The 12,049-nt window shown below is 56.0% G+C and carries 10 protein-coding genes and 1 tRNA gene; 5 read left to right on the top strand and 6 right to left on the bottom strand.

Annotated features, from left to right (window positions below):
* Nucleotides 1-10 precede the first annotated feature (10 nt).
* Entirely contained in the window at nt 11-820 is an 810-nt protein-coding gene (locus ACX5K5_RS04255) for a DUF4352 domain-containing protein (protein ID WP_443459304.1), read from the bottom strand.
* Between the two features lie 329 nt (nt 821-1,149).
* Nucleotides 1,150-1,353 (bottom strand): hypothetical protein, encoded by a 204-nt coding sequence (locus tag ACX5K5_RS04250; RefSeq protein WP_459175071.1) that lies wholly within the window; start codon nt 1,351-1,353, stop codon nt 1,150-1,152.
* Nucleotides 1,354-1,643: 290 nt separating this feature from the next.
* Between ACX5K5_RS04250 and ACX5K5_RS04245 the strand changes: the two genes are divergently transcribed.
* Nucleotides 1,644-2,492 (top strand): hypothetical protein, encoded by an 849-nt coding sequence (locus ACX5K5_RS04245; RefSeq protein ID WP_346059715.1) that lies wholly within the window; start codon nt 1,644-1,646, stop codon nt 2,490-2,492.
* A gap of 77 nt (nt 2,493-2,569) precedes the next feature.
* Here the strand turns inward: ACX5K5_RS04245 and ACX5K5_RS04240 are convergent.
* The 4 genes from ACX5K5_RS04240 to dusB form a co-directional block, all read right to left on the bottom strand.
* A tRNA-Asn gene (locus ACX5K5_RS04240) sits at nt 2,570-2,642 on the bottom strand.
* Between the two features lie 54 nt (nt 2,643-2,696).
* Nucleotides 2,697-4,577, bottom strand: coding sequence for a DNA primase (dnaG, locus tag ACX5K5_RS04235; protein ID WP_096256726.1), 1,881 nt, complete (start codon nt 4,575-4,577; stop codon nt 2,697-2,699).
* A gap of 68 nt (nt 4,578-4,645) precedes the next feature.
* Complete coding sequence (locus tag ACX5K5_RS04230) at nt 4,646-5,929, bottom strand: deoxyguanosinetriphosphate triphosphohydrolase (protein ID WP_096256725.1); 1,284 nt, start codon at nt 5,927-5,929, stop codon at nt 4,646-4,648.
* A 37-nt stretch (nt 5,930-5,966) separates the two neighbouring features.
* Nucleotides 5,967-7,163 (bottom strand): tRNA dihydrouridine synthase DusB, encoded by a 1,197-nt coding sequence (dusB, locus tag ACX5K5_RS04225; protein WP_346059690.1) that lies wholly within the window; start codon nt 7,161-7,163, stop codon nt 5,967-5,969.
* A 102-nt stretch (nt 7,164-7,265) separates the two neighbouring features.
* Here dusB and ACX5K5_RS04220 point away from each other — a divergent pair, with 102 nt between their 5' ends.
* From ACX5K5_RS04220 to ACX5K5_RS04205, 4 genes are all read left to right on the top strand, one after another.
* Nucleotides 7,266-7,733, top strand: a complete 468-nt coding sequence (locus tag ACX5K5_RS04220; RefSeq protein WP_141392963.1) for a hypothetical protein — start codon at nt 7,266-7,268, stop codon at nt 7,731-7,733.
* Between the two features lie 2 nt (nt 7,734-7,735).
* On the top strand, nt 7,736-9,400 hold the full coding sequence (locus ACX5K5_RS04215; protein ID WP_443449603.1) for a DUF5671 domain-containing protein: 1,665 nt from the start codon (nt 7,736-7,738) through the stop codon (nt 9,398-9,400).
* Nucleotides 9,401-9,769: 369 nt separating this feature from the next.
* Entirely contained in the window at nt 9,770-10,915 is a 1,146-nt protein-coding gene (locus ACX5K5_RS04210) for an iron chelate uptake ABC transporter family permease subunit (RefSeq protein WP_459175070.1), read from the top strand.
* On the top strand, nt 10,912-11,994 hold the full coding sequence (locus tag ACX5K5_RS04205) for a FecCD family ABC transporter permease (protein WP_188684494.1): 1,083 nt from the start codon (nt 10,912-10,914) through the stop codon (nt 11,992-11,994). Before ACX5K5_RS04210 ends, ACX5K5_RS04205 begins: the two co-directional genes overlap by 4 nt.
* The last annotated feature ends 55 nt before the right edge of the window (nt 11,995-12,049 follow it).

Below are 12,049 nucleotides of genomic sequence, written 5' to 3'. Positions count from 1 at the left end.
TTTCGCTAGATTACTTGGTAGCCCAAAGTCCTGCAGCATCATCAAATGACAGGCTCTCAGTGACACGAATTTTCGCGTCGCTCAGTGCCTTTTCAGGCACGTCGAAGACGACCTGGTAAACACCCTTGCCACCATTAGTCAGGGTCGGGACATCCATCGCCGGCTTGGCTGGCGTGGCCATCGAGGTGGTGGTGCTATAGATACGCGAGTCGGCTCCCACAAGTTCTGCTTGCAGGTCAATCCATGCGTCGCCCTCTTCGTCCCCGTTGTAGACCACCGAAAGGTCTACCAGGACGTACTGTCCCTCGGCTTTGTCGTTGTACGGGTTCGCCTTGGCGATTGCCGCGTCAGCGTTCAGATTTACCGAACTAACGTTGACGGAATATTCGCCTATCGTTATTGCCTCGCCCACCTTGAGCACAGCGGATTCATCCGCTGCCTGCTCGATAACCTTCTCAGGGGCTGCGACCTCACCGTCCGCAGCATCTTCAATGGCTGCTGAGACACCATCTATGGCTTTGACGTAGGCGGCCTGTGTAACAAAAACCAGGATGATTGCCACGATAGCGATCACGCTTGAGGCAATACCCAGTCCTTTGCTGCCGTGACGCTTGGCAGCGAGGACCAGTGAAACAATACCCAAGATTAGGGCGACAAAGCCGAGCACCGCAGCAAAATTATTAACAATCGGGACCCAGCACAGGGTTAAGGCAACAATCGCGATGACCAAGGCTGCAATGCCTAGACCTTTACCTGCGGTGGACTTAGCCGGCGGGACCGGCGAGTGTGGTGCGGGCTCCAATGGAGTTCCAACAGTCATGATTTTTCCTCAAGTGATGGCAACGCTAAGAAAAGCGTTGAGGTGAACCGCTCACTACCCCATGGTCGTGAGACGATTTGAATCTTGGTTGATCCATCAATGACATTACGGTCAGGCTCCGACACTTTAGCCTGAGCGAGCTTTGAAAGAGCAGATGCTGGATGATACGTCGCATAGGAAATCACACACTGACCAAGGCAATAGGGGCCAGGAATCAACGCCGTACGTGATGATCAGCTGCGCTGGTGGCATCGGCATCAACGAAGCCGCAGGTGGACACTTTATGGCGTGCTCCCAGCTCTGTTAGGCAACGTACAGCACCACTGTAGCTAGCGCTTTCTAAGGCCTCGGGCGGTGAATGCGGCGGCCAATTGTTCAACTGTTGGTGCACCTTGCAGACCAAGCGGGGTCGAATAGACACGGCAGGTTAGCTCTTCGGTTGGGGTACTTGGGAAAAGGTCTAAACCATCGACGGTAATCGTTGGAGATCCGGCAAATTCGGTGCCAAGCACGTCTGCGCGCGTTTTCATCACACGGTGCACCACTGAGGCTCCATCGATTCCTAGCAACTTGAACGCCGCCTCAAGGCGATTAGATGCCACGGCGGAATTGGGACAGTCCTCAATGACCAGCAATTGAACACGCAAAGTTTGATCTTCCTCGAAAAGTCCTTGGTGGATAACTAGTTACTGAGTCCATCTTCGGCCATGGATGGGCCGGAAGTTGATTCCTGACACCGCAACTCCTGCAAACTATCGCCACGCCGACACGCTGAGTTGCAAACAATTCCTAGCCAACGCAGCGGCTGTTGCAGAATTCAAGTATGAGTAGCGCAGACGAAATCCTCTACGGCCGAGACACCCTACGCTATGTCAGGCTGGCCCTACTGGTGGTTCCGCTACTGCTCATGGTGGCCATCGTGATCTATGGTCTGTTAAACGGAAAAGTCGAGGACTCGATTAGTTCCTACTATCTGGGTCCCAGCCGAGATCTCTTCGTCGCGATGCTCGTTTCCACCGGAGTCCTGCTGGTGGTCTACAAGGGCGCTCCCCTAGAAGACTACGCACTAAACCTCGCCGGATTCTACGCAATCTTTGTGGCGTTAGTACCGACAAGACTCGGCCAAACGCTGTCGTCGCTAACCTCATCCGCGCAAATTCAGCTCATTCGGTCAGTGCAAATCTCGATAGTCGCGGTCTTAGTCGTATCTGCGGTGTTTGTCTGGCTTGAATGGAAAACCAAGAAGTGGACTCCACGCGCGCTGCACACGAGTAAACTCAGTACGATTCTGAGCCTTTCGAGCACCGTGGCGCTAGTTGCATTCATCGGCTTGTTGTTTTGGCGAAGCATAGAAGGCACGGACTTTGCCGGCGTTCATTACGCTGCAGCCTTGTTGCTGATCCTCAGCATGGGCGTTGCGATTGCCAGCCATCTTGGACGAGAAGACCTCTGCGAGGTAGATACCAGCGGCGGACGCCCAATACATTATGCGGTGTTACTGATCCTGATGGCACTGGGCATCATCGGTTGGTTTGTACTCAATGCTTTAGGGATAGCCCAGGCGTTATTCATCGTCGAATGGTACGAAATCGGCCTGTTTAGCTACTTTTGGTATTTAGAGTCCCGCAGGTTGTGGGAAGCTCCCACGCCCCGAGAAAAACTTGGTGACTAACCCTCGGATCCAGGATCCCAAACTTGCGTGCAAATGTGAAAAGTCCCGATCCGCAGTGCGGATCGGGACTTCGTAAGCTCCTCCAACTGGACTTGAACCAGTAACCCTTCGATTAACAGTCGAATGCTCTGCCAATTGAGCTATGGAGGAATGCAACGAGATATAACTTTACCCGAAGCTCAACTAAAAACCAAAACCAGATACTTAGGTGCCCCGGAGTATTCGCCGGCGCATTTCAAGTTCCATTAGTTCCCTGTTGATCTGGGCGTATTCCTCACCCTCGGGTTCCATTTCGGCACGTTGCAACCGCCCAATAAGCTCCGCCTTGCGGTGTGTGATTTGAAGCTCAATCAGACCATTGATGATGTCGGAGCAATAGCGTGCAAGGTTATGTTCATCCGATGCCGGAATACTCGTCACCGCGACCTCGGAGACGTAGGAACGCAGCTGCTCCGGAACCTCATCACGAATGACTTCAACCCATGACGAAGCAGAAGCTCCGGCGGCGCTGGCGGCCACGATGCCGTCATGCACTGCTGCATGCACTGGAGCCATGAAACGAGCCTCGTAGAAGGCCTGCCACTGTTCTTCGTTGAGCCGGTGCGGCTGCTGAATCACTACTTCCAGTGCCTGTCGTTCTAATCGCATGACCGGGTCGCGACTATCGGGACGCTCAAAAGCGTTAGCCGATGCTTGTTGCCCCTGTCCTTCGCTCTGGTTACCCCGCGTATCTGGCGGGGTATTTTTTGGCAGCCTGGCTCGCTTGATGGAGGCCGCCACCGAACGGTTGACGTCTTCGTTGTTCATTCCCAACCAGCCGGCAAGTTCCCTCGCGTAGGCCGGGCGAATCGACGAATCACGAATTTGTGCAACGATGGGTGCGGTCTGCCGCAAGGCCTGCACTCGTCCCTCGACGGTGTTCAAATTGAACTTCTTCAGCTCGGCACGGATCGCAAATTCAAAGAGCGGGCGTTTTAGTTCTATGAGTTCGCGGACGGCCTCATCACCGCGATGCAATCGTAGATCGCAGGGGTCTGCGCCATTTGGCTCCACGCACACGTAGGTCTGCGCGATAAAACGCTGGTCTTCGTCGAAGGCACGCAATGCGGCTTTCTGTCCGGCGGCGTCACCATCAAAGGTGAAGATGACTTCACCACCGGTGCCATCATCTTGCAGGAGTCTTCTGGCTATTTTGATGTGGTCGGTACCAAAGGCCGTGCCACAGGTAGCGACCGCCGTTGTGATGCCCGCAAGATGGCAAGCCATCACGTCCGTGTACCCTTCAACCACCACGATCTGTCTGGTCTTGGAAATCTGCTTTTTTGCCAGATCCAGGCCATAAAGAACTTGAGACTTCTTATACAACTGTGTTTCAGGGGTGTTCAGGTATTTAGGTCCCTGATCATCGTCGTAGAGTTTACGTGCACCAAAACCGATGGTGGCTCCGGACAGGTCGCGGATGGGCCACACTAAACGCCCACGGAAACGGTCATAAATTCCGCGGTTTCCTTCCGCGAACATGCCAGTTAGTTTCAATTCTTCGTCAACGAAGCCTTGAGCACGCAGGTGCTTGAGCAATGCGTCCCAACCCTTGGGTGCATATCCGACGGAGAAGTCCGCAGCAGCCTGTGGTTCAAAACCACGCCCACTGAGGAAGTCACGGGCGGTCTGAGCTTCTTCGGAGGCCAGCTGGGCCTGGAAGAATTCCTCAGCTACCTTGTGTGCATCGACCAGGCGCTGACGCTTGCCATAGTCTTCGCGGCGTGGCCCGGTGCCACCATCTTCGTAGTGCAGTTCGTAGTTGATACGAGCGGCCAGTGACTCGACGGTTTCGGAGAAAGATGAGTGATCCATCTTTTGAATGAACGCGAACACGTCGCCCGATTCACCACAGCCAAAGCAGTGAAAGGTTCCCAGCTGGGGACGAATGTGGAAGGACGGACTGCGTTCGTCGTGGAACGGGCACAGTCCTTTATAGGAGCCCACGCCCGCAGATTTGAGCGTGACGTAGGATTCGACGACCTCGCGGAGGTCGATGCGGTTACGCACCTCGTCGATGTCTTCTCGTTTAATCAGCCCTGCCATGATTCCCATTCTAAGAAGTTGCGCTCGGCATAGGCCGAGCGCGTCACGGGCTGTGCATGAAGCTCAGCCTAGAAAAGCTTTGGTTCGTAACTTTCGCCTTTGACCAGCGACGCATGCCATTCCAGCGCCGAAGCGTCGGTCAGTGAGGCCACCTGGTCGATGACCACGCGCAGTCGTCCTTGTTCATTCGCGGCATCCTTGTAGTCCGCAGCGAAGATCGGTTCGAGGTATTTATCTTCATTATCCGACAATAGATCCACTAGATCAGTCAGTATTTGCCGTTGATTCAAATACATCGGCTGAAGCTCTTCTTTAGTCATCACGAAGTTTGCGGCAATACCCTTCATCACCGCAATCTCGTGTTCGGTCTCCTCCGGGACGATCAGCTGTGCGTTGTACCGGGTGAGGTTTCCCTGCCCAAACTCGCTGCGCGTGGCATCCATTGCTGCCTGACAGAACCGTCCAATAAATTGGCTGGTCATGTCTTTGAGCGCGGCCCGTGCTCGGCGCGAACCATCTGCATGGGAAACCCATTCTGCTGATGCTTCTAGCCGCGTCAGGGCCGCATCGATATCCGACTCATCCGTGGTGGGCAGGTACCAATCCTTGGTCACCTGCAACGCACGGTCACGTACCGAAGATTCCAACAACCAACGCAGCTGAAAGCGTCCGCCGACAATCGCGTCTTCCACGTCATGGACCGAATAAGAAATATCATCGGCCAAGTCCATCACTTGGCCTTCCATGCACACTCGTCCAGGGACCGAATCCGGTCCACTACGCAACCAATCAAAAACCGGCTGGTCATCGGTGTACACACCAAACTTCTTGGTCTGCTTTCCATTGCGCAGCGGTGCCTCTTCGCGTAACCAAGGGTATTTACACGACGCGTCCAAGGCTGCCCGTGACAGGTTTAATCCTGCCGAGTGTCCGTTGTGCCGAAAAGTTTTAGTTTCCAAGCGGGTCAGCAAGCGCAGGGTCTGCGCGTTGCCTTCAAAACCGCCAATGTCTTTGGCCAGTTTATTTAATGCTTTTTCACCGTTATGTCCGAAGGGTGGGTGCCCCAGGTCATGGGCAAGACAGGCGGTATCAACGATGTCTGGATCACAGCCCAATGCCGCGCCGAGTTCGCGTCCCACTTGCGCTACTTCCAAGGAATGAGTCAGCCTGGTGCGCACAAAATCGTTGAGCGTCGGAGAGACCACCTGGGTCTTGGCGCCCAGCCGGCGTAGCGCCGAAGAGTGCAAAACCCGAGCGCGATCACGTGCGAACGCGGTGCGATACGACTTCTTAGCCGGCTCGGGTACCCAACGTTCCTGATCAGCTTCGGTATATCCGTTGATCTGGGTCATATTACGAGTCTAGTGACCTTTTGGGTCACTCGCTGACTTATCCACCGGAGATGTCTAACTCAGCGGCCTTAATCATCACTCGGTGCTCGTCACTCATCTCCCGAGTGGACAACCATCCGTCGGGTAGGTGAGTTTTCTTCGGCGTTCCGGCGCGGCCGCGAGTTCCTTCTGCGGCCGTACCCGGGTAACCCAGATCGAGATCGAGTTCATTCAGCAGTTCACGCAGTCGTTCCAAGGAAGGCACCTGCGCCAGCTGTGAGCGAATGTCGCCACCGACCGGGTAGCCCTTAAAGTACCAGGCGATGTGCTTGCGAATATCGCGCATCCCTTTGCCTTCATCTTCAAAGAATTCGGCCAGCAGTTCCCCGTGACGGTACACGGTATCGGCGACCTCACGTACACCGGGACGGAACCGATCGGCGCGGCCTTCGAAGGCTGCCTGTAGGTCACCAAACAGCCACGGACGACCCTGGCAACCACGGCCAATGACCACTCCGTCTACACCGGTCTGTTCGACCATCTCGATCGCGTCTTCGGCACTGAAAATGTCGCCATTGCCCAAGATTGGCATATCGGGTATTGCTTCACGCAGGGTGGCGATGGCTTCCCAATCAGCCTTGCCCGCATAGTACTGACGCGAGGTGCGCCCGTGCAGGGTTACTGCGGCGGCGCCGTGGTCACGAGCGATCTTGGCTGACTCGATATACGTCAGGTGATCGTCGTCGATGCCTTTGCGCATCTTGATGGTCAACGGCACCTCGCCCTTGGCGGCCTCCGAGGTGGCAGCTTCAATGATGGAGGTGAACAGATCCGTTTTCCACGGCAGCGCCGCTCCCCCGCCCTTGCGGGTCACCTTGGGCACCGGGCAACCGAAGTTCAGGTCAATGTGGTCCGCTCGGTTCTCGTCGATCACCATGCGCACCGCGGCGCGCACGGTGATCGGATCCACCCCGTAAATCTGGATGGAACGGAAGTCTTCATCCGCGTCATGGGAGATGATGCGCATCGACTCGGTATTACGTTCTACCAAAGCGCGTGCGGTCACCATTTCGGTGACATACACGCCACCACCGTATTCGCGGCACAGTCGACGGAACGCCCGGTTGGTAATGCCTGCCATCGGAGCCAAGATCACCGGTGTTTCAATGGTGTGCTTGCCCAGTTGCAATGGAGGCAGTTCGAGGGTCGGAACGTCGGTCGACGTACTAGTTTGGGTGGGAGAAAGAATCGTCACTAAACAAGTATCTCAAATATGAGCAAATCGCGGGTGAGATCTTTATCAATTCGGAACATTTCATTGCTAGGTTATTCACCTTGGAAACGGCAAAATGAGGGTATGACAAGTAATTTTTCACGAGTGCGCTGGGTCTTAGCAGGCTTAGCGGCGCTATGTGTGGCGTTGGTTATAGCCGCGCTGATCTCGGTGGCACTGCGCCCCACTGCTCCGCTACTTCCACCGAATACCCCCGAGGGGACCATCCAGCGTTATGTGATGGCCATCGCGGATGGAGATTTCGCCGAAGCGAAGGGGTATGTGAAAAATTCTGCCGCCACCGGGCTGTGCGACCCCTACTCGGTGGACAGTCAAGACCTGAACCTTGACCTGGTCAATACGTCGGTCAACGGAAACGGTGCCGTGGTCACCGTGCACTTTGTGGAAAGCTCCAGCGCCTTTGGTTCCCTGCTCGGCATGGGAAATTATCCAGAAACCTTTGAACTGTCCAAGAGTGGAAATGAATGGCGGATTACCTCCGCCCCGTGGCAGGTCACCCTGTGCACCGACGAAGAAATGTCCGGGTACTGAGCATGAGCACGTTATCCGCCCCCCGCTCAAATCAGGTAGTCACCAGCCTGCGTCAGCTCATCTTGCATGGGTTGTTATTCGTATTGCTGATGGTGCTCGGTTCGGGCCTGTCCACCCTGATCACCATGGCTCTTCGGGGGTTTGTCCCCACCTATCCCGGCTCCTCCGAAATCGCGATCGGCCTGTCCTTCACTCTCATTGCCGGGCCGTTGGCCTGGCTCTTATGGCGAGACCTGAAGGAAAAAATTGCTACGTTGCAACCGGCCGATTCGGCGATCTGGACGCTACAGGCCGCGTCGGTCTACGTCATCTCCCTGGCCATGTCAGCGGTGTCCTTCCTGCGTCTTTGTTCCGAACTGATCAGTCCGACACGCGCCGCCGACTGGCAACCACTACTCGGTGCCACCCTTGGCTGGGCGTTGATTTTCATCTGGCAATACCGGATCCTGAAAAGCCCCAAATTTGCGCCGACTCAGCTGCCTTCCCTGCCCGGGGCTTTGGGCAGCGCCTTCGCTCTGGTGCTGTTCGCCCTGTCAGCGGTGGTGCTGGTGGAGCTAGCTTTGGACGAAATCATCTCACCGCAACCAACGCTGATCGGCCCGGCCTCGGCACTGCCAAGCCTCTTCAGTGCCACCGCGTGGACTGCAGGCGCCGGGTTGTTGTGGTGGTGGTTATGGATCGTTCAGCGGGTTCATCAGGCAGTGGACGAATTCACCGACTTCCTCTTTGTTTTGCTCTTCCTCGCGATCCCGGGGGTTCTGACCCTCTTGAGCGCGTGTCTGCTGCTCGGGCTGGTACTCCCACTACCGGGTACAGCCGGTCTCTTCTCCGAAAACTTGTCGACCCGAGCCCCGCTCCTGCTCGCTGCAGTTCTGGTTGGCCTGATGGTTTGGACCTATCATCAGGCCAAAGGCGCCTCGCGGCCCGCACGAGTCGCCGAGGCTTCACGCCAGCTCATCAGCGGTGGGGCGCTGGCGCTCGGTGCCAGCGGTCTTGGCATGGTGATCAACGCCCTGCTCGCCGGCCTGGCGACCAGCTATGCATCGGAAACTTCAAACAACGTCCTGCGCTATGGCCTCGGCCTGCTGATTGTCGGCGCTATCGCGTGGGTCTATTTCTTCCGCCCTCAGCGAGCGTCAGACCCCGCCAGCCGGCGGGTATATCTGGTGCTGTTCTTCGGTTGCAGCGCCGTGGTGGCGTTAATTTCCTTGCTGGTCATCGCCTACCGAGTATTTGAATTCTTGCTGGTCACCACCGGCTCGGGAAGCTTGCTGGACTTAGTTCGCGCACCCTTCGGTTGGCTGATCGCCACCGTGGCCGTGGCCGTGTATCACTTCGCTTTGTGGCGCTCGGACCGCGCACGCATGTCTACCGAAACTCCGCAGATTCCCACACCGTCCGCGGCATCTACGCCATTAAAGACCTTGATGATTGTGGCGCCATATGGCTGTGAGCCGCTGATGGATGAACTTCTAAAATTGCATTCCGCGCAGCTTCACTGGATACCCAGGGTCGGCCAGCCACCTGAAAAAGAGAAATTACTGGCGCTGATTTCCGAGATCTCCACATCGTTCACTACCGAACCGTCCGGTTTGATGGCGGTGATTAGCCCCTCTGGCGACATTGAGTTCATCTCTCTTGCCTCGCCGCCGGTTCTAGCTGAATAAAATTTCGCCAAGGTTTTCTCCTAACGACCACCCGTCATCGCTGCCATAAGGCTGCGATGGCGGGTTTCGTTTTCTCCAGCTGGCTATTCACCTCCCATCAGCGAGCAAAGAGTTGGCGTTTTTCGGACTGTTCTTGGGTTGGTCTTCTTGAGCAAGTTGCCATAAATCAGGAAACTTGACGCTCCTTTTGGCGCAGGATCCAATTCACCGATCGCCGACACTGCGTACTCCCTCCACGCATTCCCGCTCATTAAACCCATAGGTCTTTGGTCTGACGGCCGTAATCGTGAAATACAAAATAATAAAGAGATGATATCGTGTGCTTTTGTGCCACTAAATAGGTGAGCATAACCTAACCGAAGGGGCACGATGCGCGCTCAACTGCAGATCTCCAGCGGCTCTATGGCCGGCCGGGGCGAGGACCCGACTGCTCTGAGTGCCATTGATGATCCGTCACGAACAGAGCCTCCAAGTGCCCCCGAAACCGACTTCGAACCAGAACATGCCGGTCTAGCCACCAGCAATGCAAAACGAATGCTTGGATTTGTCCTGGCTATGCTGGCCCTCAGCTTCTGCGTAGTTCTGTCGCTCGCAGTCGGAGCCAAGTGGATTGCCCCCGTGGATGTCTTAAACAGTGTTCGTGGCATCGGCACACCAGAAAATATGGTCATAGTTAACGATTTGAGAGTCCCCCGTACCCTGGTTGGGCTCCTGACCGGATTGGCGCTGGCCGTAGCAGGAGCTTTAATTCAGGCACTGACACGCAATCCCCTTGCCGATCCGGGGATCCTTGGAGTCAACGCTGGTGCCGCATTCGCAGTGGTGATCGCCGTTGCCGTTTTCGGACTCGTGAGTATCACCGATTACATCTGGTTCTCATTTGGCGGGGCAATCATCTCAACGGTGCTGGTGTATCTCATCAGTTCGCGTGGCGGTGCCGGAGCTACCCCGATTAAGCTCACGCTCGCGGGAGTCGCGCTGGGAGCTGTACTAGGCGGTGTCTCAAGCGGTATTACCTTGCTCAACCCAGAGGCTTTCGACCGAATGAGATATTGGGGCGCTGGGACATTAAATAACCGGAGCATGGAGATGGTTCTGGTGGTACTGCCATTTATTCTTCTCGGCATCTGCCTGGCGTTTTTCTGCACCAGGTCGTTAAACGCGATTTCCCTGGGCGATGATCTGGCCCAGGCGTTGGGGAGCAACGTGCAACGGACCCGAATAACGGTCATCGTTGCCGTCACCTTGCTGTGCGGCGCGGCAACGGCCGCGGCTGGCCCCATAGGCTTTGTTGGATTGATGATTCCGCACATTGCTCGCTGGATCGTCGGTGCAGATCAGCGTTGGATACTGAGCTACAGCCTGGCGTTGGGTCCGGTTTTACTGTTGCTCGCGGATGTCATTGGCCGCATAGCGGTTCCACCGGGCGAATTGCAGGTAGGCATCGTGACCGCGTTTGTCGGCGCCCCGGTACTAATTTTGCTGGTCCGGCGTAAGAAAGTTAGTGGGCTATGAGCATCGAGCCGAGCATCAAATATCAGGCGCAACGGGTAAATTTCGGTCCCAGCCAAATTATTCTTGCATCGCCTAAGGGCCGCTTTTCCATCCGAATGCAGCGTCGTTCCGTGGTTGCCGGCGTCGTAATTGCCGCGGTCGGCATGGTGCTAGCGCTGTGGTCCTTGGCTATGGGGGAAATTAGTTTCACGGCCGCCGAGCTGCTGAACACGATCTTCGGCAATGGCACCGCAGCAAGCGAACGAGTGGTGCTCTCGTGGCGCCTGCCACGGGTTGTCATGGCCCTAGCCCTCGGCGCGGCCTTGGGTGCTAGCGGAGCCATTTTCCAATCGCTGACTCGAAATCCTTTGGGCAGCCCGGACATCATCGGTTTTAACACCGGAGCATATACCGGCGCTCTGGCAGTTATTTTTCTTGCCGGCGGAGGGTACTTCCAGATCGCTGCCGGAGCCTTAGCCGGTGGCCTGATCACTGCGGCGCTGGTTTACCTGCTGGCCTACCGCCGCGGGTCACAAGGTTTTAGATTAATCATCGTCGGCATTGCGTTTAGCGCGCTCCTTGCATCATTTAATTCTTGGCTGATTATTCGTTCGGAGCTGGAAGAAGCGATGTCTGCCGCCGTTTGGGGTGCGGGCTCGCTTAATGCCATCGGGTGGGAACAGGCAAAGCCTGCGTTGCTCGCAGCCATCGTATTTTTTATTGCGGCCGCCATGATTGCCCCGAGAATGCACATGCTGGAGTTGGGAGACGATGCTGCCAACGCCCTGGGTATCCGGGTTGAACGATCCCGTCTACTGCTAATGGTTGTCGGTGTAGGACTCACCGCACTGGCGACAGCTGCGGCCGGGCCCATCTCTTTTATTGCCCTCGCGGCGCCCCAAGTTGCCCGTCGGATAACTCGCAGCGCGGGTGTCCAGCTGGGTTCTTCGGCCATTCTGGGTGCAGTATTTCTGCTCCTCAGCGATGTGATCGCCCAACGCATTGTCCCTGATACGTCGCTGCCGGTTGGGGTCGTCACGGTCAGCGTTGGTGGGGCTTATTTGATCTGGCTATTGCTCCGGGAAGCGAAACGAAATTGAGAAAGACGAGTGAATTGATACAAGCTGATCTGCCGAAGGTAAAGAGCCACCAGCA

It is taken from the genome of Glutamicibacter bergerei (assembly GCF_054495185.1).
The sequence above is the reverse complement of the archived record's forward strand: the minus strand, read 5'-3'. Positions and strand labels throughout refer to the sequence as shown.